This is a genomic window from Tumebacillus lacus (assembly GCF_026410385.1).
In the GTDB taxonomy this organism is placed as follows: Bacteria; Bacillota; Bacilli; order Tumebacillales; family Tumebacillaceae; genus Tumebacillus; species Tumebacillus lacus.
Genome location: NZ_JAPMLT010000008.1, coordinates 162,848 through 185,563, shown reverse-complemented (window position 1 = coordinate 185,563; position 22,716 = coordinate 162,848). Strand labels below are relative to the sequence as shown.

Below are 22,716 nucleotides of genomic sequence, written 5' to 3'. Positions count from 1 at the left end.
AGTTGACTTGATTCTCCCGTTTTTCCTTTTCTGAATTCGCTATGAACGCTCGGCCATATTATCCGTCAACCTTTGGACATTAGACGCAGTCAGTTTTCGGACAATATAGGGCGGTAATAACATTATGCATCACGGGTGCCGCCTGTTCCTTGCGGCGGTTTAGAAGCCGAGACTGTGCCGACGCTTTTTTTCCGTTTGCGGGCGAGGCGGTGTTCGTGCTTGGAGAGGCGAATGTACGGTTCTTGGATGATCAGCAGGTCGGGATGACGGCAGATCAGGAGATAGCGGTGCAGGTGTTGGGCGAAATAAGGAAGACCAGCTGCCATCAGCAGGATGACAGCCATTTCGGTCGCAGGGACAAACGTGCCGGTGAGGAGACCGAACAGAACATGCGCGATAAAAAAGACGGAAGAAGCCGTGCCGATGCGTTTTCGTTGTTCTGCCAGTCTGGGGTTTTCTTTTCGGGTCTGTGCATAGCAGCCGTTTCGGAAATTTCCCAAGTGCCAGGTGAGGAGCACGGCGATCCAAACGGCGTAGGCGGTGAACAGGGTGGCTCGGTACGCGAGCCACCATTTGTCGAGCATCAGGGCCATCAGTTCCACGCCGAAAAATAAAAAGACGAGGGAACTCATGATGGCGTAAAGTCCGATGAACAAGCGACCGTACGCCTGATATCGGTACGGAAACATCATCAGCAGCAGACCGAGCGCATGCACCGGAATCAGGCCGCTGACGAGGATCATCAAGAGCGGCATCGGGAAGAGATCTCCGACGGCGGCAAAAAAGAGAGGGGCGTCGGTGAGGCCGAGAACGAACGGAATGGCTTTTCTCATGCCAGAGGCGTCGTATCCTGCGTTCATGTAGTGTTTGATATAGTGGGGGTCGTCTGTGGGTTGCATGGTGAACCTCCTTTTGCAGAAGAACACCCCGCGCGGTCACTTGCCGCCGGGGTGTTGTCGATTAGTTTTCTTCGCCCGGCTTGACCGGCTCGCCAACGGTCAGCGGACGGTGTTCGAGCAGGAGTTGCTGGATCAGTTCTTCTTGCTCGTCGCGGTAGCCTTCGTGGATGACCTCGTCGATGACGTTGTGGTTGAAGACAAAGCTCTTCTCCGGGTTGATAAAGCCTTCCGGGAACGGGCAGCCGAGGTAGTCGTACTCTTTGTCATTCGGGAGTTTTTGCACGCGTCCGTAGATCATCAGCGGTTTGGTGCCGTCTTTGAGACGGACGACAGTGCCAAGCGGGAGATAAGTTTGTTGAGTTTCCATGCGGATCAGACTCCATTTCGATGTTATTTGTTGTGCGGCGGTTCATCGAGCTCGACCCAGTCCATGTGACGGCGGATGAGGATGTATTTGTGAATGCTGACAGACATCATGCCGATGGCGGCCCCTATTATCAATAAGGTACCCGCAAGAGCCCCGATCACGGCTTTCCCATTGGCGACGCCTAGGATGACTTCACCAATCATCATCCCGATTACGCCCAGTGAACCATATTTGGAAAAACTGTTGGTTGTCGGCTCACCTGCATCCACTTTGTAATAGTAGCCGGATTTCAAATTATTGAAATGCCATTTGAAGAGGGCATAGAATCCGTAGAGAAAAAGCACCACCAGGACAATTCCGTAAAGCGGTGAAGATACCCCCATCACTTCATAAATCAGTCGAATCGACACGATTACATATCCGATGGGAAGAAACGCACAGAAAATGCCCAAATACAAATGCGCCACAATTTGCCGCTTGTAAGGTGCGATGACAATCCAAAGGGCGAAAGCGTGCAGAAACAGGAGGGGAGGCAACAGGATTGTCGTGTAGATTCCCTCATTGGGTCCAATGTATAGTGGGACGATCATGAAAAAGTCGACGAGTATGAGCATGAAACCAATGATGGTACTTCTCATGGAAGCTACAGTCAACGATTTGTTGATCCAGTGCTTGATGTATTCAGGATTGCTATCCATTTGAGACTATGCTTCCTCGGTTCTTTTTACAGGCTTGCGTTGAATGATCGTGAGCTCCGGGTAGCGTTTCATGAGGACGTATCTGTGGATATTGAGAGACAGCAGGCTCAGCATAGTTGCCAAAAGCAGACACAGCCCCGTTAAGATACCGATGACTGTGTTACCGTTTGCCATTCCCAAGATCATGTTGCCAAGAAAAACACCAAGGCCGCTTAAGGAAACGTATTTCTGACTGCCGCCATTTTTGCCGCGCGCCTGGTAATAGTAACCGGATGCGAGTTTTTGGAAGTGCGATTTGAAGAGGGCATAGTAGCCGGCCACCGTAAGGGCAAGTAAACCGATGGCGTACATGGGAGTCGTAAAACCTAAGACACTGTAGAACAGCTTTATTGAGCAAACGCCATATCCGAGGGGCATAAACACACCCAATATTCCCATATACAACTCTGCGATCACTTGATTCTTATACGGGGCTATGGCGATCCAAAGGCCCCAGATATTCAGCAAGACAATCGGTGGGATCATAACTTGTAAGTAGATGGCTTCATAAGGGTCGGCATACAGCGGAGCCACCATTAAAAAGTCGATAAGAAACAACATGCCGAAAAGAATTGTGGCACGCAAGTTTGAGGTGTCTGGTGTGGCATTGATCCAGTGCTTGAGGTACTCAGGATTTATTTCATGTTGCAACGCAAATCCCCCTTTTATTTTCGATTAAACCAACCGGCATAAGGCCCGGCAGCCCATGCGATGGCATTGGAAACCTTCGAATCTACCCAGGCTGCTGCTGTACCGGTAGCCAGAGTCCACTGATCATGTAGGTCATCCGTTTTGTCATCAAACCATTCTGCGGTTGTGTCAATGGCTGTGGCAACATCTTCCTTGATATGTTCGTTCAGCGTTTTTCCATTGACGCTGATACCGTCGAGTACGAGACTGCTGACTAGACCCACCACGATCCCCACGCCCGCACCGGCGACCGCACCCCAAGGTCCACCACCTGCGCCGATCTTAGCGCCAAATGTGGAAGTGGCTATAGCGGAGGCAGCGATTGTACCGATACCGATGGAAAGGTCAACAGTCACTTCCGCAGCGATGTAACTTCCGCTTTTCTCGTCTTCGATGTTCTCATTCCAGTGATCATACGTCTCGTAGGCAACTGAAGCGTAGCCAAGCCACATGGTAATCGATTTTGGATTTAATAGAGCATCTTTTAATGCTATCTTCATATCGAAGTATTTGAATAGATCTGGGTACTTACTGGCGTCAACGGAGTGATAGACTCCATCTCGGATGTTTGCAATCCGACCATTCTGGACTAAGATATCGTATCCGTCGGCACGTTTTAATCGATCATAAGTATAACCCTGCTTCCAGCGGTTGAAGATGTCTTTGCCGTCCATAGCTGCCCCTGCGTTCCCAATCACTTTCGAAGTGCCTACAATGGGTGCCCAAATGTCCACTTCAAAGCCTTTCTCATAAAACGAATGCAATCGTTCCGCCATGTCTGCGGCGTCGTCGAACTGACGGCCTGCGACGAGATTGGCATTTCGTTCGAGTGAGTCGGCTTCGAAGCGGAGTTGGGTGATCCTCACGTTCAAGAGCCCTATTTCTTGATTGTAGTACGACCGATCTTCGTCTTCCGCGTGTAGCAAGCGGCGTTGCAGGATGCTGGATTCGTGTTGCAGGTTTTCCAACTGACGTCGCATTTGATTGACTGTGTCCAATTGGTTGGCCAGCGTGTTCAAAGCTTGGGCGACGAGAACGAATGCTTGGCTGGCCAATCGGAAGTCGGCTCGATGCTTTTCCGTTTCTGCATAAAAGGCGCGCGCTCCTTCACCGCGCCAGCCGTTGGATCCGGCATCCAGTGATTCGATGATGCTAGCAAGTTTTTTTTCTTGACCGGATATCTCCTGTCCGGCTGCGGCGAAGCGGGTGGCTCCGCTGCGGATCAGGAGGGTGTTCGCATAGTTCATGATTTGAAACGCCACCGCCTGTTGTAGTTCTATTTTATCAAACCTTGATTAAGGAAACTATAACATTTGATTGATCGAGACTTCTACGTCATATGACCAAAATGTGACTGCATGATGACTGCACGATCCTAGTTATTTTGTTCAAGCAGGGCGTTGAATGACAACCAAATCCGGATGGCGACGCATCAACACGTAGCGGTGAATGCTGAGGGTGACAAAGGAAAAGAAGACGGCCAAGAAGAGGAGACAACCAGCCAGAAGACCGTAAACGAAGGAACCTGATGCTACACCAAGGAGGATGTTGCCAAGTAAAAGTCCGATACCGCCAGCAGATCTGAACAGAAGTGTTGAAGTGAAATCACTACTCCCCTCGATGGAGTTTCGATAATAAACTCCACTTTGCAGTTTGTTAAAATGGCTCTTAAACAGGAGGTAGTATCCCAGAACGTATGCGAGAGCAAGTGAGATCGCATAGAGGTAATGGGTTACTCCTATTGCCCCATATACCAGCTTTATCGTGATGATTCCATAGCCCAGCGAGACAAAAAGAGCAAACACACCTACATATAATTGAGCAAGAACTTGCCGTTTGTATGGTGCGATCACGATCCACAGCCCGAACAGGTGGATGAGGATAATTGGCGGCAGCAGGATATCAAAATAAATCTGCTCAAACGGTTCCGCATACAAGGGAATCAGCATCGAGAGATCCACCAATAGCAACAAGAATCCAAGGATTGTACTGCGCAATTGGTCAGCAGAGACTCGGTCATTGATAAATTGCTGGATGTATTCGGTGCGCGTCGAATGTTTGATAAATAATACCTCCTCGGAGGAATCTTACTACTCTCACTACTCTTACTACTCTTCTTCATCTCCAACAAGGGATTTTGTTCCTGTGCTTGATATGTACTCGGGGTTGTTGCCTATTTGAGAGGATGCTTCCTTGGTTTTTTTTACAGGCTTGCGTTGAATGATCGTGAGCTCCGGATAGCGTTTCATGAGGACGTATCTGTGGATGCTGAGCGTCAACAAGCTGTTCAAAGCCGCAAAAAATAAAAACAATCCGGCAAGCAGACCGATTGTTGTGTTACCGCTGGCCATCCCGACTACCAAGTTCCCGAGAAAAACGCCCAGACCACCGAAGGATGCATATTTCAGACCGGAATTTTTCTTATCGCCTGCGCGGATAACTGCATGGTCGTAGTAGTAACCGGAGGACAGGTTTTGGAAGTGCCGTTTGAAAAGGACGTAGTAGCCAGCTATATAAACGGCTGTTAGAGCGATAGCGTACAAGGGAGTTGTAAAGCCTAGAACACCATAGAACATCTTCATTGAGCAAATGCCATATCCGACGGTGACAAATACACCGAAAATCCCCATGTACAGCTCTGAAGCTACTTGATTTTTATACGGGGCTACTGCGATCCACAGTCCCCACAAATGCAACAGCACAGTCGGAGGGATGAGAATTTGAAAGTAAATCGCCTCAAAGGGATCTGCAAATAACGGGGCGATCATTACAAAGTCGACGAGCAGCAAAAGATAACCAATAATTGAACTGCGCAAAGTCGAGGTATCTGCTCTGCCGTTGATCCAGTGCTTGAGGTACTCAGGATTTATTTCACGATTCATCGCAAATCTCCCTATCTTTGATCCAGTCTATGTAAGGGAACTATAACATTTCATTGAATAACACTGCTACGTCACATGACCACAACGTGACTGCGCTGTGACTTGCATAACACCTGCCTTTGAGAGGAATGGCTAGTGCTATATCGAAATAGCAACGGAGGAAAATACCCCCATGATGATGCATCGTATTTTGCTCGTGAGTTTTTTGGTCGTTCTCGCATGGTCGGCCGTCAAGCCGAAGGATGGGATGATCTGGTGGTTGGAGTTGTCGCCGATCTTGATCGTGGTGGCGGTACTGGTCTTTACCTATAAGAAAATGCGGTTGACGACGTTGACGTATGTGTGGCTGTGGCTCAGTGCGGTGATTGTGGCGGTGGGCGGGCATTACACGTATGAGCAGGTGCCGCTGTTTAACTGGATACGAGATGAGTTTGGCTTTGCACGCAATCATTTTGACCGCTTTGGCCATTTTGTGAAAGGTATCTCGGTCGCGTTGCTGTCGCGGGAGGTGTTGCTGCGCAGCACGCCGTTGCAGCCGGGGAAGTGGATGTTTTTCTTGGCGACGTGCGTGACGCTCGCCACCGGGGCGTTGTATGAACTGCTCGAGATGGCGGCTGCGTTGGTGCGCGGGGAGTCGACGGAGACGTTTCTTGGCACGCAGGGCGATGAGTGGGACGCGCAGTGGGATCTGTGGATGTTGCTCATCGGTAACTTGCTGGCTCTGTGGGTGTTTGGCCGCTGGCATGAGCGGATGGTGTTCAGGAGGGAAAATGAGGAGGGGAGCTAGTTGCGGGAGAGGGTGGCAGAACGGGCCCGCCACATCCACGAGCGGATCGTGGCGCAGCGGCGGGATTTTCACCGGCATCCGGAGCTGGGATATCAGGAGTTTCGCACGTCGCAGATCGTGGCCGAGTGGCTGACGGCGCTGGGGATTGAGGTGCGCACCGGCGTGGCGCAGACGGGAGTGGTCGGGCGGCTGCGCGGGGCGCGGGCCGGGCGGACGGTGGCGTTGCGGGCCGACATGGACGGTCTGCCGATCCAAGATGTGAAGACGTGTGACTACCGGAGCACCGTACCGGGCCTGATGCACGCCTGCGGGCATGACGCGCACACGGCGATCCTGCTCGGGGCGGCGACGGTGCTGGCGGAGATGCGAGGGGAGCTGACCGGCGACGTCGTCTTTTTGTTCCAGCCGGCGGAGGAAGGGCCGGGCGGTGCGGAGCCGATGATCGCGGAAGGGGCGCTGGACGGAGTGGACTTCATCCTCGGGAATCACATGACGCCGACGCTTCCGGCGGGCTATGCGGCGGTCACCGAGGGGCCTGCGATGGCGGCGGTGGACGAGTTTACTCTGCGGGTGATCGGAACGGGCGGACACGGGGCCTATCCGCATATGACGGTCGATGCGGTGCCGATCACAGCCCAGGTGATCACGGCGGTGCAGTCGATCATCTCCCGGAGTGTCGATCCGCTGCAGTCGGCCGTGCTGAGTATCGGGTCGATTCACGGCGGCACGACGTTTAACGTGATCGCCGACCTCGTGGAGATGAAAGGGACGGTCCGCACGTTTGACGGGCTGCTCCGGGAACAGATCCCCCGCCGGTTGGAGAGCATCGTGCGCGGGGTGACGGAAGGGTTTGGCGCGCGGTATGAGCTGGAGTACGAATACGGCTACCCGGCGCTGATCAACCACGGGGGAGCGGTGGAACTGTTCAAGCGAACGGCAACCGATCTGCTCGGGGCGGGCCGGGTCATCGACGTGCCGCCGTCGATGGGGGCGGAGGACTTTGCTTATTTTCTGCAGCGGGTGCCGGGGTGTTTTTACTGGATCGGCTGCAAGCATCCGGTGCCGGTGCAGGAGGGCTACAACATCCACCATCCGGGCTTTGACATCGATGAAGAAGCGCTGTTTTACGGCGTGCGGCTGATGGTGGAGACGGCGATGAATTATTTGGAAGGAAAATAAACACGCAGGGCGTCCGTCCATTTTCACGGGTGCCGGGCGGCTGTCCCTTACGGAAACAGGCCTACCCGCATGTACTAGTACTGTAGATCGGGTGAAACACTCCCGGTTTTGCGACCAAGGCATGAAGGGGGGTCTGTTTCATGGGCGTTTTCGGTGCTTACACCCGCTGGGCGGTGGTCTTCTTGATCATCTTTGTCCTGTTCTTCCTGCTGGTTCCGTACTACGGCGTTGGCGGCGCAACCTGCTAATCAGGTTTGCTTCGGCCACAACTCCCCGATGGGGTTTCCCCCGTTGGGGCTTTTTTTATTTCGTTGTCCCCGTTGGGGCCGGCTCCCTGCATAGTGAAGGGTGTCAGGCCCAACACATTTCAGGAGGGATACAAGATGATCGAAATCAACCAAAACCACTCCACCATGGTGCTCAACTTGCAATACGGCACCAACGAAGAAGGCACGCCGCTGTTCAAGGACAAGACCTACTCGAAAGTCCGTCCGGACATCACGGAGGACGAGCTGTATGCGGTCGGCGAAGCGCTGGCTTCCTTGTCGGCTTGGGCGCTGCACCACGTCCAGCGCGTGGATCGCGAAGACATCGTAAAAACAGCCTAAACCCGCTGAAACGCGCCACCCCCTATCCCCGCACGAAGCGAAAAAATCCAAATAAGAGGTGACCCTGTCATGAAACGCGAACTGGAAATGATCTTTCTGACCGACAACAACAAAAAAGTAAAAGTGATCGTCCCGGAGCCGAAGCAAAACGTCTCGGCCGTCGAGATCAACGCCGTGATGGACTTGATCCTGGACAAGCAGGTCTTCGGATTTCCGCAAGGCCGGGCGATCTCGAAAGTGGAAGCGAAAGTCGTCGAGACCAACGTGGAAGAGATCGCGCTGTAATCCTCGATGCAACGAAAAAAAACCGCCTGTCACCGGACAGGCGGTTTTGTGTATGTGGTGGTCTATTTGGTGATCGGGTCCATCTCGGTGCGGATCTTCTCCAGCAAGTCTTCTTTGTTGTCGGCGTCGACGAGGTAGCGGTTGTTGGCGATCACGAACGGTTTGCGGAAACAGTCGCCGCAGTTGCCGAGACAGCCCCAGCGCTGGCCCTCGACGTTCGGAAATTCTTCTTTGAGGCGGGTGATGACCCACTCGCTGCCGTTGTCGAGGTTGCCGATGCAGACGTCGATTTTTTTATATTGTTTGCTCATTCGGCTCCTCCTTCCTCTGGATACCGTTCATTTTAACACAAAAAGAGCTTCGCAAGGTGCGGTTGCAATGATAAAATGAACAACCGAGGTGGAAATAAAATGACAACGAAACGATGGCTGTGGAGCATCCTGTTGCTCTCTTTGGTTTTAAAGGTCGTTCTGGTGCTGACCAGCGGCGCGATGTATGATCTGAACTCGGACGACCGCTCCTACCAGATCACCGCTCAGATCTGGCTGGAGACCGGGATGTTCACGTATAACGACCCGGAGCGGCCGACGGTGTTTATCACACCCGCGCTGCCGGCCCTGATCGCCGTCCTGATGAAGATCATGGGGCCTGGGTTTGCTTTGGAGCAGACGCTGCGCATCGTGCAGGCGGTGATGGTGACGGCGGGGCTGTATCTGCTGTTCGTGATCGGCAAGCGGCTGTTTTCGGAGAAAGTGGCGCTGTGGGCGACCGGGCTGATGGCGTTTTATCCGCCGCTGTGGCTGGCGTCCAATCTGATTTTGACCGAGTCGATGTTTGTGCTGGCACTGATGATCTTGGTGCTGGCTGCGTTGAAAGCGATGGAGGAGCCAGACGCCAAAACGGCGCTGTGGTTTGGCCTTGCGTGGGCGATGTGCGTATATGTGCGGCCGACGATTGCGCTGTGGCCGGGGATCTTGTTCCTGCTGCTCTTGTACTGGCGCGAGATCCCGTGGCAAAAGCTCGTCAAATGCGGGCTGATCGTCGCGGTGGTGCTGGTGCTCGCTCTGCTCCCGTGGTGGGTGCGCAACTACAACATCTCCGACGGCCAGTTCATCCCGCTGACCAAGTCGGGCGGCAATCCGCTCCTGCTCGGCACGTTCCCGTACGGTCTGCCGTCGCTGGAGGAACAGCGGACGTGGCATGAGACGAACAACCTGTGGGTGAACGACGAATTTGACAACAAGTGGGCGAAAGAGCGGATCAAGAAAGGATTTTCCGAGTCGTTCTCCACGTATCTGTCCTGGTATACGATCGGTAAGTTCAGCATGTTCTGGGGCGACCTGTTCTACTGGCTGCCGATCGTCAAGATCCCGAAGGCGGTCGTCTATGCGATGCATCTGACCCTCGTCGTCGGCGGATTTGCCGGGATGTGGTTTGCAAGAAAAAATCGCGGTGCGGTCGCGATCATGGCGTTGCTGTTCTATATGACGTTCCTGCATATGATCTATCTGGCGCACGGCCGCTATTCGGTGCCGTTGATGCCGTTTATGGCGTTGTTTGCCGTATATTTTGTCACTCGATTGCGCCGTTCTGTGAAGGTTCCCTCCCGCGTAGAATGAGACTACACACTTTTTCACGGTAAAGGGGGAACGGTGGCCATGCTCGTCCTGAACACAGACAAAAGCGTGTATCGTCCGGATGAGACGGTGCGTATCCATCTGGTGTGGAAAAACGAAGGCGGCGCGCCTTTGGAGGTGCGGTTTGCCACCACGCAGCGCTTTGATATTCAGGCAGAGCGGGACGGCGAGAAGATCTGGCAATGGAGCGACGGGCTCTTTTTCGCGCAGGTGTTCACGACGTTGGTCATCCGACCTGACGACTCTCGCGTCTTTACGGCGGAGTGGAGCGGGAAGGACAGCCGGGGAAGGCGCGTGCCGACTGGACGGTACCGGTTGCGGGCATGGATTCTCGGCACGGAGGAAACGGCGGAGGCGTCGGTTACGTTCGCCTGACCGGTTGCCGGGAAGGGAAGTCGGAAAGGCCCTGTCTGCGCTGAGCGCGGGCAGGGCTTTTTTTGGTGTATAATGGAGGGAATGAACACCCAAAGGGCGGTGACGGGAGCTTGAAGTTGTACATCGCGGTGATGATCGGCGGTGCGGTGGGAGCCGGTCTGCGCTACGGAGTCGGCGCGGCGCTCGCACCGGTGGAGCCGTTGCCGACGTTTGTGATCAACGTGATCGGCTGTTTCGGGCTCGGCTGGCTGTTGAACCATGAAAAGATCAAGCAACGTTGGCCGGAGACGGTGCGCATCGGACTTGGCACCGGGTTTTTCGGCGGGCTGACGACGTTTTCCACCTATGCGATGCAAGCCGGGCTGATGATGTCGGCCGGGCTTCTGGCGACGGCGAGTGCCTATCTGCTGGCTTCGATCTTGTTCGGCCTGCTCGCGGCCTGGCTTGGGATGCGGACGGCGAGAAGGGGTGGCGAGGCATGATGCTCCTCGCGGGGGTGATGCTGTTCGGCGCATTGGGAGCCGCTCTGCGCTCTGCGCTGTCACGGCTGGTGCAAAGGCGGTGGCGGAGTTCGTTTCCGCTGGCGACGTGGCTGATTAATGTGAGCGGTTCGTTTGCGCTCGGGATCTTGTACGGGCTGATGCACAGCCAGCGCATCGGCTATGAGACTTGGTTGCTCCTTGGCACGGGATGGCTCGGCGCGTTCACGACGTTTTCCACATTCGGCGTGGAAGCGGTGACGTTGATCGAGCAGAAAAAATACGGATATGCGCTGTTTTATGTGTTTGGCTCCGCTCTGATCGGACTGGTCTTTGCGTGGCTGGGCATGAAAGGGGCGTACAACTGGTAAAGGAGGACCCTTTATGGCGATGTACGACGTGCTGTCGATTGGCGAGATGATCATCGATTTTGTGCCGAATCAAACCGGTGTGGGATTGAAAGAAGTGGCCGGATTTGTCAAAGCCCCCGGCGGGGCTCCGGCCAACGTGGCGGTCGGGGTGGCCAAGCTCGGAGGCCGCTCGGCGTTTCTTGGCAAATTTGGCGCCGATGCGTTTGGCGACTTTTTGATCGGGGTGCTGGACGAGTCCGGCGTGGCGACGGGAGGCTGCGTGCGGACGGAGGAGGCAAAAACGGGCCTCGCCTTTATCGCGGTGGATGAGGCGGGGGAGCGCGAGTTTCAATTTTACCGCGATCCGTCGGCCGACATGTTGCTGGAGGAGGCGGACATCGACGCGGACTGGATCCAACAGGCGCGCATCGTCCACGTCGGTTCTGTCACGCAATTGTTGCCGCAAGCGCATGCGGCGACAGTGCGGGCGCTGCAGATCGCCCGCGAGCACGGGGTGATCACGTCGTTTGACGTGAATTTCCGGCTGGGGATCTGGCGAGGCCGGGAAGAGGAAGGCCGCCGCAAGATCCTGGAGACGGCGGGGCTGACCGACGTGCTGAAAGTCAGCGAGTGGGAGATGGAGTTTATGACCGGCACAACCGACGTGGAAACAGGCGCGGCCGAACTGCTGGCGCTCGGGCCAAAGATCGTCTTTGTCACCTTGGCGGAAAAAGGGGTCTATTACACGTCGGCGGCAGGTCTGCGCGGCATGATCCCGACGTGGCGCGTCGAGGTGAAGGACGCGACAGGCGCGGGTGACGCGTTTGTCGCCGGTTTTTTACGGCAGCTCTCCGACCGGGTGCAAGGCCGCTCGATTGACTACTCGCTGTCGATCCCCGAAGAGATCGAGGAGATGGCCCGCTATGCCAACGCGGTCGGGGCGATCACCGTCTCGCGGATGGGCGCGATCCCGGCGTTGCCCACAAAAGAAGAAGTCTTCCAGTTCATGTATGCCAACCGGCGCAGAAAACGAACATAGCGTGACAAAAACCCTCCCGTTGTAACCGGAGGGTTTTTTGTTACGTCTATTTGCCATAGAATGTAGAAATCAAGGAGACATAGGAAAGAGGTGTTCGGAAGTGGACAAGTCAGATACCCGCCTTGCGATCCTCGACCCGCTGTGGCTCGCCGGACTGTCGGCCCTCGGGCTGGCAGCGGTCGCGCTGTTGCTGGGCACGCCGGCGATGCATCTGTTCGATCATACGGTGTTGCACGGGGTGCGGGTTTGGCACGCCGATTGGCTGACGGCGGTGATGAAATTTTTCACGTTCGTCGGCTCGACGGAGGCTGCGGCGGTGATTGTGCTGCTGGCGATGTTTTGGATACGCAGACGCTTGAACAACCGGCGTGAGGCGTTGTTGTTTATGAGTGCAGTCGCCGGTGCGGGGCTGTTCAATCTGTTGCTGAAGCACTGGTTCCAACGTCCGCGGCCGGAGCTTGGGCTGATCGAGGCGGGCGGGTTTTCGTTCCCGAGCGGACACTCGATGGGCGCGTTCGCCCTTTACGGGCTGCTCGCGTATCTGCTGCGGCGGCAGTTTGCCGGCCTCGTGGAGCGCAGTCTGTGGCTGTTGTTCAGTGCGGTGATGATCGTGTGCATCGGCTTTTCGCGGGTATATCTCGGCGTGCATTATCCAAGCGATGTGATCGGCGGATTTTTGGCCGGGAGTTGCTTGGTCGCGCTGACGATCGCCTACAACCGCTACGTTTGGCGGCGCCGGCTGTAAAATCTGTGTTGGACGATCAGCAAGATCAACATCAGCATGAAAAAGAGAAACGAGAGAAACGGGTGCCAGCCCGCCTGTTGTTCGATGATACCGCCTCGGACGGCGATCTGTTCATTGATCGTGAACGCCGTCGCCCAGGTGATCGCATAGAACAGGCGGGCTGGCCTTGTCTTCGGATAATATTGGATATAGAGATACCCCATCGCCGGATAGAAAAACAGATCGACGAAGACCGGAATGTTCATGATCTGGGAGAAGGGCGTCGACAATTTTTTATAGGTCCATACGTGCAGGATCTCGACAAAGATGTACTGCCCGGTAAATCGAAAATAGACCATAAAAAGAAGGCCGGGGTACAACTCCCGAAACCGTGATTTGTCAGCGAGCAACAAAAAGCTGAGCACGCCTGTCGCTGTGAGCAGCCAGATGTGCATAGTAGGTCACCTCGCCTGATTCTGTTTCAAGTGGTTTCGCACGATCATGTAGGCGCCGATGAGGATCGCGTAGATGATCCAGTCCGAGATAAAAGACAGCCAGAGCGACCACCATTTGTGGTGTTGCATCTCACCGCGCATCAGATAGATCCACTCCAGAAAGATCGCGGGCAAGACCCAGAACAGGATATAGACCGTTTTGCGGAGAATGGGCTTTCGGTGCGGGAAATACTGCACATAGAGCATGGCGACGACCGGATAGATCGAAAAATCGAGCACCAGCGGAATGGACAGAGCGTCTAGCGGAGCGCCGTTATAGTCCCAGAGCTTGAAGCGGATCATGATCAGGTCGGTCCAGATGCCGAGCGTGCTCGACAACAGGCCGCTGGGATACAACTCAGGCATCCGTTCAAAGTCGATGAAGAGGTAGAAGACCGCCCAAGAGAGAAAGAATAACAGAATGTAGGACATTGTCGGGACGACCCTCGCTTTCAAGAGCCAGTCTAATACCCGTAGTATGCGTAGTTGGTTGCGGCCACACTCTTGTGGAGGAATCTTTTTTGAAGGTGGGAATGGGATGAAGGACGCGCACGCGTTTGCAAAACAGATCGCGACAGAACTGAGCCTGCGGGAGAAGCAGGCGGAAGCGGCGATCACGCTGCTCGATGAAGGGAACACGATCCCGTTTATCGCCCGGTATCGCAAAGAGATGACCGGCGAGATGGATGAGAACCAACTGCGCGATCTGCAGGACCGCCTCACGTCGCTGCGCAATCTGGCCGCACGACGGGAAGAGGTGCAACGCCTGATCGCCGAGCAGGACAAGCTCACGCCGGAGTTGGAGCAAGCGATCTCGGCGGCCAAGACGCTGACCGAACTGGACGACATCTACCGCCCGTACCGCCCCAAGCGCAAGACCCGGGCGAGCGTGGCACGGGAGAGAGGGCTGGAACCGTTGACCAAATGGCTGACGAGCGGTCAGCCGGGCGATCCGCTGCAGGAAGCGGCGACGTACATAAGCGAGGACAAAGGCGTGGTGACCGCCGAGGACGCGCTGCAAGGGGCGCTGGACATCTACGCGGAAGAAGTGGCGGACGATGCCAAGACGCGGACGAAGATCCGCGATCTGACCTTGCGCAAAGGCACGGTGAAGAGCGTGGCCACCGGCAAGGCGGACGAGGAGACGGACGTCTACGCGGTCTACGCCGACTACGAGGAGCCGGTGTCGCGGATCGTGCCTCATCGCATCTTGGCGATCAACCGGGGCGAGCGGGAAGATGCCCTGCGCGTGTCACTGGGAGCTCCGGCCGATGAGATCGTGCGCGTGCTGGAGACGATGCATCTGCCGAAAAAGCACACGAGTGCCACCGAGTACCTGAAAGGCGCGTTGGAAGACAGTTACAAGCGATTGATCGCGCCGTCCATCGAGCGGGAAGTGCGCACCGTGCTGACCGAAAAAGCGGAGGAGCAAGCGATCAAGATCTTTGCTTCCAATCTGAAAAATCTGCTCTTGCAGCCGCCGATCAAAGGCAAGACGGTGCTCGCCGTCGACCCGGCGTACCGCACCGGTTGCAAGGTGGCGGTGATCGATGACACGGGCAAAGTGTTGGACATCGCGGTGACTTATCCGACGCCGCCGTTGAACAAAACGATCGAAGCGAAAAAGATCATCAACGGCCTGATCGACAAGCACGGTGTCGATGTGATCGCCATCGGCAACGGCACCGCCTCGCGGGAGACGGAGCAGTTTATCGCCGAGTTGATCGGCGAGCATCGCCGTGAACTGGTCTATCTGATCGTCAACGAGGCGGGCGCGTCTGTCTATTCGGCATCGAAGCTGGCGGGCGAGGAGTTTCCCGAACTGGACGTCGCCGAGCGGTCGGCGATCTCCATCGGCCGCCGTCTGCAGGACCCGCTGGCCGAACTGGTCAAGATCGATCCGAAGTCGGTCGGGGTCGGTCAATATCAGCATGACGTGTCGCAAAAGCGGCTGGAGGAGCAACTGACAGCCGTCGTCGAATCGGCTGTCAACTCGGTCGGCGTTGATCTCAACACCGCCTCGCCGTCGCTTTTGTCCTATGTGTCCGGGCTGTCGGCGACGGTGGCGAAAAACGTCGTGCTCTACCGCGAGGAGGTCGGCAAGTTTACCTCGCGCAAACAGCTCGGCAAAGTGCCGCGACTCGGGCCCAAGACGTATCAGCAAGCGGTCGGATTTCTGCGCATCGCAGAGGGGAAAAACCCGCTCGACAACACGCCGATCCACCCGGAGTCCTACGACGCGGCCGAACGGCTGCTGGCGGAGCTCGGGCTCAAGGTGAAGGACGTCACCGATCCGAAGAAGCGTGCCGAGGTGCGAGAAAAGCTGGCGGCCCTCGATCTGACCGCCGCAGCGGAGGGGCTCGGGGTCGGGGTGCCGACCTTGCGCGACATCGTGGACGCGCTGCAACGCCCCGGTCGCGACCCGCGCGACGAACTGCCGCCGCCGCTGTTCCGCACCGACGTGTTGAAGATGGAAGATCTGGAGGCGGGCATGGTGATGAAAGGCACGGTGCGCAACGTCGTCGACTTTGGCGCGTTTGTCGACATCGGGGTCAAACAGGACGGGCTGATCCACATCTCCGAGCTGGCCGATCGCCGGGTCCGCCATCCGATGGATGTGCTGGCCGTCGGCGACATCGTCGAAGTGAAGGTGCTCGGGGTCGATCTGAAGAAAGGCCGCATTTCCTTGACACGCAAGGGCTTGAAATCGGATTGACATCTTCGTGAAATCTTCACGTAATAAACAAAAATTTTCTGATAAATGATTGACTTGTCGAAAGCTCTGTCGTACGATAAAGAAGACGGAATCACACCACTACTTTCCTGTTGCAAAGGCCTGCTGTCAGCGGGCAGCACGGCCATCTTTTGCAAACGCCCGAGGCTACTTGCCTGGGGCGTCTTTTTTTTGGACAGCATTTCAATAGAATGACCTACTTATTAAGGAAGATATACAATAAGTGATCATTCTGCTTAGTTATGATCTGTTCGCATTTTCGTAAGGAGGTTGCTGATCTGTTAGAATTTCTTTATACGATTGTAGAACATCAGCTTCATTATCAGACGATTCTGATCCAATGCCCATATGAAATGCCCTTAAAAAATGTTGTGTAGAACGACGTTTCGGTTTTAATAATATAATTTGGGTAAACACGTTATAGACTTATTAATTCTCCTATTGTATAATTTGCGTGATCCTAGTACTATTGGAGGTAGGTGTTACGCCAAATGTTTTCTCTTGGACAACGCATCCGGGAACTTCGTCTGAAAAAGGGGCTGACGCAGATCGACCTGGCCAACGGTCTCTGCACCCCCAGCATGATCTCGCAGATCGAATCGGATCGAGCGAGGCCTTCGTACAAAATGCTTTTCGCAATTGCGGAACGTTTGAGTGTTCCATTGGAGAAGTTGCTCGTGGATGTCGATCTCAATCTCGAGTATGTCTCTTCGTACAAAATGGCGCGTGCGATGGTCGCTGCCAAAGAGTACGCGTCGGCGATCCCGCTGCTGCGCGACCTGCTGGAGACACCGCGGGCGCAGATCTCGACGATGGACATCCTGTTCGACCTCGCGGAATGCTCGCTGCATACGGGCCAACTCGAAGAGTCGGAGAAACTGTTCTCGCAAGTACAGGAGTTGGCGATCCTGCGTCAGGATCACCAGTTGCTCTCGCTCGTTCTGAAAAACATCGGTCTGATCGAGTTTCGCCGCAAGCGATACCAGCTCGCTGTCTATCAGTGGCAAAAGGCGATCGAAGAGGCGGAAAAGATGGAAGAGCAGGACGTCTACCTGAAGGCGAGCGTCCTGTACAATCTCGGCTTGACGTATTCGCGGATGGGGCAAGTGTTCGAAGCGCTCGAATACTACGGCCGGGCCGCTTCGCTCTATGAAGGCGCTGAGAGCCTTTATGAGATGGGGCATGTCTACATGGGACTTGGCATGTCGTACAAGATGATCAGGGATCTGGAGAAGGCGGCCGAGTATTCGGAGCGGGCCGGTTCGATTTTCGAAGGGCTCGAAAACCTGCTGATGACGATCAAAAACAAAGTCACCTGCGCCGTGCTTTACGGCCAGACCGGCCGCGAAGTGGAAGCGGAAGACATGATCAAGGCGGCCATCACGCAATTGCAACACCTCGGCAACCGCGAAGAGGAAGGCATCGCCTTCGTGGAGTTGGCCCGGCTGTATCTTCGCATGGATCGGCTGGATGAAACCGAGGAAGCGTGCCGTCAGGCGCGCTCGCTGTTACCAGAACTGCACCTGCACCAAGCATGGGTCAACCGCATCTACGGGCAGACCGCGAAAAAGCGGGGGCAGCGCGAAGAGGCGATCCGCCGTCTGCGGATGGCGGCGGACGGTTTTAAGCGGCTGGAGGAGATCAGCGAGTGGGACGACACGATGTATGAGTTGTCTCGGCTGTACGTGGAGGAGGATGACATCACCCGCGCGCTCGGCATCATGGATGACATCCGCACGTACAGCCGACAGATCTTGGAGAAAAGGGGGATTGTGCTATGAAAAAATGGGGTCTTGTCCTCAGTGTGATCGCGCTGGCGGTCGCTGTGTCCTTTGACATGTCGATGGCGGCAAGCGGTACCGACGTATTCTGGCCGGACCCGCTCTAAACAGCGGCTGTGGGGTGCTGAAAAGCACCCCGTTTTTTCTGTTTTACGCAATTGTTCATCATTTCCAAACTTTTAGGTATTGAAAAATTGTTACAGAATCATTACACTAGGGTACGTAAGGATGACGGCATACCCCATGACCGCTGTCCGCCTGTCTCGATTTTTACAGAATCTTTGGAAGAAAACAAAAACTTTCCAAATGATTACAAAGGCGTTATATTACTAATAGCAAACTGTCCACGTCTTTCACGTCGCCTGAAACATTCAGAACGATGGAAAGATTCCCTGGTACCCGGATGCAAGGCATAAAGGGGTGGGGTCAGGGGGATGGAAATTCTATTTTGTTTCAAGAAGTCTGAAACAACTAATTATTTTCAGATCAGAAGGGATGAATATGATGACCTCCAAAAAATGGATGGCTACCGGCCTCGCAATGGCAATGGTAGCAACTGTAATGGCTGGCTGCTCCTCCAAAGAAGAAGGCGGCTCCACCGATGCTGGCGGCTCCAAGCCGCAAGAACTGAAAATCGCTTTCACCGCTGAACCGCCGGCGCTTGACCCGTCCACCACGACTGCAAACGCTTCCTTCACCATCATGGGCGCAACCCAAGAAGGTCTGATCCGTCTGAACAAAGACGCGAAGCCGGAAGCTGCAATGGCAGCAGAACTGCCGAAGATCTCCGAAGACGGCAAGACCTACACCTTCACCATCCGCGACGGCGTGACCTGGAACGACGGCAAGCCGGTAACCGCGAAAGACTTCGAGTTCTCCTGGAAGCGCACCATCGACCCGAAATCCAAGTCCCAATACGCGTTCATGTTCAACCAATGGATCGTTGGCGCTGAAGAGTTCAACTCCGACAAGGGCACCGCTGACCAAGTCGGCGTAAAAGCTCTCGACGACAAGACCCTCGAAGTCAAGCTGAAAGCTCCGGTTGCGTTCTTCACCCAACTGATGGCTTTCCCGCTGTTCTTCCCGGAGCGTCAAGACCTCGTTGAGAAATTCCCGGGCAAATACGGCGCTGACGCTGACAAACTCGCGTACAACGGCCCGTACATCCTCGAGAAGTGGGATCATGAGCAATCTCTGACCCTCAAGAAAAACGACAAGTACTGGGATGCGAAGAGCGTCAAGCTGGAGACCATCACCTTCAACATCGTGAAGGACCAAAACTCCGCAGTCAACCTGTACGAAACCGAGCAAGTTGACCTGACCACCATCTCCCGTGACCAAGTTGTCGCTTGGAAAGATAAGCCGGACTTCACTCCGAACCCGGAGCTGACCAACGCTTACATCCAGTTCAACAAAGGCAAAGCACCGGCATTCGAAAACGCGAAGATCCGCAAAGCGTTCTCGATGGCGATCGACCGCCAAGCATTCGTAGACGTCGTTCTCGGCAACGGTTCCGTTCCGTCCACCGGCTTCGTACCGGTTGGTACCAACGACGGCAACAACGGCGAGTTCCGTAAAACTGCTGGCGACACCCAGCCGAAGTTCTCTTCCGAAGAAGCGAAGAAGCTGCTGGCTGAAGGTCTGAAAGAGCTCGGCCTGTCCGCAATGCCGAACTACAAGATGATCGGCGACGACACCGAAACCGCTCGTAAGACCCTCGAGTTCATCCAAGCACAGCTGAAGCAAAACCTCGGCGTCGACATGACTCCGGAGCCGGTTCCGCACAAGATCCGTCTGGACCGTTCCAAGAATGGCGACTTCGACATGGTAATGTCGCTGTGGGGCGCTGACTACAACGACCCGATGACCTTCCTCGACCTGTGGCTGTCGACCTCCGACTTCAACGAAGTTGGCTACAACAACCCGAAATACGATCAACTGATCAAAGATGCACAAATCGAAGCAGATCCGAAGAAGCGTACCCAAATGCTGGTAGACGCGGAGAAGATCCTCATGGACGACATGCCGGTCGCTCCGATGTACTTCCGCACCATGGCTTACCTGAAGCGTCCGTCCGTCAAGGGCCTGTACTTCCTGGTAACCGGTGGCGAGTACGAACTGAAGCACGTAACCATCGAGTAGTCGATGTCAGAAAAAGCCACTCCTTCGGGAGTGGCTTTTTTATGTGCCTCTGAGCCAGCGGCGGAAGCGGATTCGCCAGCGGTTGATCTGAACGGTGCGACGGATCACCGACAGCGAGGGGAGAAGGGAACGGGACGGGGGCGGGCCTGTCTTGTGCATCGGCATCCACATCCTTTCATATCGTCTGACGGAAGCGGGCGAGGATTGGTTTCAAAAGAGAACAGGCAGGGGCGTAGGCGGCCCCTGCCTGTTTGGCGTGCATCGGTTTAGTAGTAGTAGATCGGGTTTTTGTCTTGCATCTCGTCTTGGGCGCGCAGCAGGATGACGGCTGCCTGCGCTTTGTTGACCGCGGTGTTCGGCGAGAACAGGCCGTTCTGGACGGTGATCAGGCCCAGCGAGTTGACGACCGCGATGTCGCCAAAGTAGCGGTCGCCCGCGTTGACGTCGTCAAATTTGTCGATGAAGGTGCCGGTTGATTGGGCCAGCCTTTGATAGCCGAGCGCTCGCACGAGGATGCCGGCCAACTCGGCACGGGTGATCGGGTCGTTCGGGCGGAAGTTTGCATTGTCAGCGGTCAGCCATTTGCGCAGGGCTGCCTCTTGGATAAATTTGTAGTGCGGGTTGTCGCGCGGAACGTCGTTGTAGAAGTTTTTGTCTTCTTTCGGGACGCGGCCGCCGCCCGGCAAGCTCAGCACGAGGTAGCGGATCATATCGCCGCGGGTAATGAGTTCATCCGGTTTGACGTAGCCTTTGTCCACTTGGAAGATGCCTTTGCCGACCATGTGGCGGAGTTGTTCCTCCGCCCAGTGCCCTTCGATGTCGAGCAGTTTGGTCGACCCTGGCGGCGCGATACCCCACGGGTCCAGCCACTCGCCGGTGATGGCGTGGATGGTCTGAGGTTGCAGGTCGACCGTCGGTGCATAGGCGAGTTTGGCTCCCGTGATCGGGGACGGTTCGTACGGATTTGTCGAGGTGCCGTAAATCGGGGTGTACTGCAAGGTCAGGCTGTATTTTTTTACAAATTTCTGGAGGGCATCCTGTTGGCTGATCGCTTGCTTCGGGTCCGGGTGCGCGGTGTCACCGGTCAGGGACGGTCCGTCTGGACGGAAATCGTCGATCTGGCCTGTCATCGGGTCGATGCCGACGATGTAGCCCGAGTTGTGCACCGGGACTCCGTTGACGAGTTGGACGAAGCGGAAGCGGTACAGATGACCGCCGAATTTGTAGTCGGTTTCCCTCGCGAACGTCGGATCGAGCGCAAGTCCGGCCGTTTCGGTCGGGATGGACTGTTTGATCGCTTCGATCGCCTTGTCGCGAGCTTGGTCGAGGGTCAAGGCCGGATGATCCGGGAAGGAGTCGGGTGACTTGTCGAACGTGCTGCGGTAGACCTCGCGCAGTTCGCCTGTTTTGGCGTCGATCAATACGGAGAGAAACTGACCCGCTTTGTCGGTGCTCGGGATGACGTATTCAAAGCGCCAGACGTGCTTCGAAGCGGAGTCGCGATGGTTTTGGTAAACGGCGTTGTTTAAGGTATAGCCTTCGGTGTTGATCTTGTGGACCTTGATCATCGCCAGAGCTTGTTCTTTGTCGAGATCCTCGGTGGCGAGCGGAGTGCCGGGCTTTTCCGTCAACGCTTGGAAGGTGGTGGGTCCGCTTTTGATCGTCTTTCCTTGCAAGTCGAATGATGTGCCGTCTTGTGCGTCGATCAGCGGCAAGTGTGATGGCCAGGTGCCGTAGACCAGGTTGTACTCGTTCTCCTCGTACATTTTGTAGATGCGCTGGTATTGGAGCTTGATGTCGAGCGCCTTCTCGAAGGCGAGTTGCGCTTCACCGGATGTCAGCGCCGGTTTGGCGTCCGGGAACTGGATGTTGTGGGTCCAGTTGGAGCTGTATTCGCGCAGCTTGCCTTCGCCGTCCACGCGGATGGTCACGCCGTCGTAGTGGAACGGCAAACCGTTGACGAGGCGCACAAAGCGGAACGATTGAAGCAATTCGTTCGGGATGCCTTTCATGAAATCTCTCGCAGGCGCCTCGATCTCCTGCAATTGGCCGACTTTGTCGCCTGCATGCTGCCGGAGCAGCGATTGGGCGATCTCTCTGGCTTTGTCGCGCGAGATCGGGTGGGCGGCCTGTTTCAGGTCGCGTTCTTCGTGGCTGAAGCGCAGCAGTTGGCCGGTCTTGGCATCGAGTGAGATGTTGATCCAGCCGGTGTGGAACGGGTTGTCGTTGAGATAGGAGATCGACCAGACGGTCTGGCCGCTGCCTTCTTGGTAGGCGGCGTTTTGGAACTGGTAACCGTCCGGGATCGTGGTGATCGACTTGATCTTTTCTAACGCTTGCTCTTGCGTTAAAGTGGCTGCGGCTGTCGGTTTTTCCGCCAGTGTGACAGCCGGGTACGCTGTGAAGAGCATGCCGAGCGCGAGGGCGACGGCAGTGGATTTGGTCAGACGTTTCATCGGTGTTCCTCCCTCTCCCAATACAAGTAGAAAAAGAAAAGAGGAGAGTCCGGGCTTGGACTCCCCTCTTA

24 protein-coding genes are annotated in these 22,716 nt (G+C 55.5%); 13 read left to right on the top strand and 11 right to left on the bottom strand.

Annotated elements, in window-relative coordinates; translation table 11 throughout:
- Nucleotides 1–122: 122 nt before the first annotated feature.
- The 7 genes from OS242_RS14375 to OS242_RS14345 all read right to left on the bottom strand — a co-directional run bounded on the left by OS242_RS14375 (nucleotide 123) and on the right by OS242_RS14345 (nucleotide 5,575).
- Nucleotides 123–899 carry a hypothetical protein gene (locus tag OS242_RS14375; RefSeq protein ID WP_267152377.1) on the bottom strand — a complete coding sequence of 259 codons (777 nt, stop codon included), beginning with the start codon at nucleotides 897–899 and terminating at the stop codon, nucleotides 123–125.
- 61 nt (nucleotides 900–960) lie between these two features.
- Complete coding sequence (locus OS242_RS14370; RefSeq protein ID WP_267152376.1) at nucleotides 961–1,266, bottom strand: DUF4176 domain-containing protein; 306 nt, start codon at nucleotides 1,264–1,266, stop codon at nucleotides 961–963.
- A gap of 23 nt (nucleotides 1,267–1,289) precedes the next feature.
- Nucleotides 1,290–1,964 (bottom strand): hypothetical protein, encoded by a 675-nt coding sequence (locus OS242_RS14365; protein WP_267152375.1) that lies wholly within the window; start codon nucleotides 1,962–1,964, stop codon nucleotides 1,290–1,292.
- Nucleotides 1,965–1,970: 6 nt separating this feature from the next.
- Complete coding sequence (locus tag OS242_RS14360; protein ID WP_267152374.1) at nucleotides 1,971–2,654, bottom strand: hypothetical protein; 684 nt, start codon at nucleotides 2,652–2,654, stop codon at nucleotides 1,971–1,973.
- A gap of 14 nt (nucleotides 2,655–2,668) precedes the next feature.
- Entirely contained in the window at nucleotides 2,669–3,940 is a 1,272-nt protein-coding gene (locus OS242_RS14355) for a WXG100 family type VII secretion target (RefSeq protein WP_267152373.1), read from the bottom strand.
- A gap of 141 nt (nucleotides 3,941–4,081) precedes the next feature.
- On the bottom strand, nucleotides 4,082–4,642 hold the full coding sequence (locus tag OS242_RS14350; protein WP_267152372.1) for a hypothetical protein: 561 nt from the start codon (nucleotides 4,640–4,642) through the stop codon (nucleotides 4,082–4,084).
- A 159-nt stretch (nucleotides 4,643–4,801) separates the two neighbouring features.
- Nucleotides 4,802–5,575, bottom strand: coding sequence for a hypothetical protein (locus tag OS242_RS14345; protein ID WP_267152371.1), 774 nt, complete (start codon nucleotides 5,573–5,575; stop codon nucleotides 4,802–4,804).
- Between the two features lie 172 nt (nucleotides 5,576–5,747).
- Between OS242_RS14345 and OS242_RS14340 the strand changes: the two genes are divergently transcribed.
- The 4 genes from OS242_RS14340 to OS242_RS14325 all read left to right on the top strand — a co-directional run bounded on the left by OS242_RS14340 (nucleotide 5,748) and on the right by OS242_RS14325 (nucleotide 8,434).
- Nucleotides 5,748–6,362, top strand: a complete 615-nt coding sequence (locus tag OS242_RS14340) for a DUF2238 domain-containing protein (protein WP_267152370.1) — start codon at nucleotides 5,748–5,750, stop codon at nucleotides 6,360–6,362.
- Nucleotides 6,363–7,541, top strand: a complete 1,179-nt coding sequence (locus OS242_RS14335) for a M20 metallopeptidase family protein (RefSeq protein WP_267152369.1) — start codon at nucleotides 6,363–6,365, stop codon at nucleotides 7,539–7,541.
- Between the two features lie 383 nt (nucleotides 7,542–7,924).
- Nucleotides 7,925–8,149 (top strand): DUF1659 domain-containing protein, encoded by a 225-nt coding sequence (locus tag OS242_RS14330; protein ID WP_267152368.1) that lies wholly within the window; start codon nucleotides 7,925–7,927, stop codon nucleotides 8,147–8,149.
- A gap of 69 nt (nucleotides 8,150–8,218) precedes the next feature.
- Nucleotides 8,219–8,434, top strand: a complete 216-nt coding sequence (locus tag OS242_RS14325) for a DUF2922 domain-containing protein (protein ID WP_267152367.1) — start codon at nucleotides 8,219–8,221, stop codon at nucleotides 8,432–8,434.
- A 62-nt stretch (nucleotides 8,435–8,496) separates the two neighbouring features.
- Here the strand turns inward: OS242_RS14325 and OS242_RS14320 are convergent, their stop codons facing one another.
- On the bottom strand, nucleotides 8,497–8,745 hold the full coding sequence (locus tag OS242_RS14320) for a DUF1450 domain-containing protein (protein ID WP_267152366.1): 249 nt from the start codon (nucleotides 8,743–8,745) through the stop codon (nucleotides 8,497–8,499).
- A gap of 99 nt (nucleotides 8,746–8,844) precedes the next feature.
- On the opposite strand from OS242_RS14320, the gene OS242_RS14315 reads away from it, so the two are divergent.
- From OS242_RS14315 to OS242_RS14290, 6 genes are all read left to right on the top strand, one after another.
- Nucleotides 8,845–10,053 carry an ArnT family glycosyltransferase gene (locus OS242_RS14315; RefSeq protein ID WP_267152365.1) on the top strand — a complete coding sequence of 403 codons (1,209 nt, stop codon included), beginning with the start codon at nucleotides 8,845–8,847 and terminating at the stop codon, nucleotides 10,051–10,053.
- Nucleotides 10,054–10,092: 39 nt separating this feature from the next.
- Entirely contained in the window at nucleotides 10,093–10,446 is a 354-nt protein-coding gene (locus tag OS242_RS14310; RefSeq protein WP_267152364.1) for a BsuPI-related putative proteinase inhibitor, read from the top strand.
- A 110-nt stretch (nucleotides 10,447–10,556) separates the two neighbouring features.
- Nucleotides 10,557–10,928, top strand: coding sequence for a fluoride efflux transporter FluC (locus tag OS242_RS14305; protein ID WP_267152363.1), 372 nt, complete (start codon nucleotides 10,557–10,559; stop codon nucleotides 10,926–10,928).
- Entirely contained in the window at nucleotides 10,925–11,296 is a 372-nt protein-coding gene (gene crcB, locus OS242_RS14300; protein WP_267152362.1) for a fluoride efflux transporter CrcB, read from the top strand. The genes OS242_RS14305 and crcB overlap by 4 nt, the downstream gene beginning before the upstream one ends.
- Nucleotides 11,297–11,309: 13 nt before the next feature.
- The gene (locus OS242_RS14295) at nucleotides 11,310–12,314 is read left to right on the top strand and encodes a PfkB family carbohydrate kinase (RefSeq protein ID WP_267152361.1); all 1,005 of its coding nucleotides are present in this window, start codon (nucleotides 11,310–11,312) and stop codon (nucleotides 12,312–12,314) included.
- A gap of 100 nt (nucleotides 12,315–12,414) precedes the next feature.
- Nucleotides 12,415–13,059, top strand: a complete 645-nt coding sequence (locus OS242_RS14290; protein ID WP_267152360.1) for a phosphatase PAP2 family protein — start codon at nucleotides 12,415–12,417, stop codon at nucleotides 13,057–13,059.
- Here the strand turns inward: OS242_RS14290 and OS242_RS14285 are convergent.
- Together OS242_RS14285 and OS242_RS14280 are read right to left on the bottom strand one after the other, a co-directional pair.
- Nucleotides 13,035–13,493: a CBO0543 family protein gene (locus OS242_RS14285; protein ID WP_267152359.1), complete on the bottom strand. Its 459-nt coding sequence runs from the start codon at nucleotides 13,491–13,493 to the stop codon at nucleotides 13,035–13,037. The two genes, OS242_RS14290 and OS242_RS14285, sit on opposite strands and share 25 nt — an antisense overlap.
- Nucleotides 13,494–13,499: 6 nt before the next feature.
- On the bottom strand, nucleotides 13,500–13,964 hold the full coding sequence (locus tag OS242_RS14280; RefSeq protein WP_267152358.1) for a CBO0543 family protein: 465 nt from the start codon (nucleotides 13,962–13,964) through the stop codon (nucleotides 13,500–13,502).
- A gap of 106 nt (nucleotides 13,965–14,070) precedes the next feature.
- On the opposite strand from OS242_RS14280, the gene OS242_RS14275 reads away from it, so the two are divergent.
- The 3 genes from OS242_RS14275 (at nucleotide 14,071) to OS242_RS14265 (ending at nucleotide 20,189) form a co-directional block, all read left to right on the top strand.
- Nucleotides 14,071–16,248 carry a Tex family protein gene (locus tag OS242_RS14275; RefSeq protein WP_267152357.1) on the top strand — a complete coding sequence of 726 codons (2,178 nt, stop codon included), beginning with the start codon at nucleotides 14,071–14,073 and terminating at the stop codon, nucleotides 16,246–16,248.
- Nucleotides 16,249–16,757: 509 nt separating this feature from the next.
- Nucleotides 16,758–18,047, top strand: a complete 1,290-nt coding sequence (locus OS242_RS14270) for a tetratricopeptide repeat protein (protein WP_267152356.1) — start codon at nucleotides 16,758–16,760, stop codon at nucleotides 18,045–18,047.
- A gap of 501 nt (nucleotides 18,048–18,548) precedes the next feature.
- Complete coding sequence (locus OS242_RS14265; RefSeq protein WP_267152355.1) at nucleotides 18,549–20,189, top strand: peptide ABC transporter substrate-binding protein; 1,641 nt, start codon at nucleotides 18,549–18,551, stop codon at nucleotides 20,187–20,189.
- A 266-nt stretch (nucleotides 20,190–20,455) separates the two neighbouring features.
- On the opposite strand, the gene OS242_RS14260 is transcribed toward OS242_RS14265, so the two are convergent.
- Nucleotides 20,456–22,645 (bottom strand): YcdB/YcdC domain-containing protein, encoded by a 2,190-nt coding sequence (locus tag OS242_RS14260; protein ID WP_267152354.1) that lies wholly within the window; start codon nucleotides 22,643–22,645, stop codon nucleotides 20,456–20,458.
- Nucleotides 22,646–22,716: the final 71 nt, after the last annotated feature.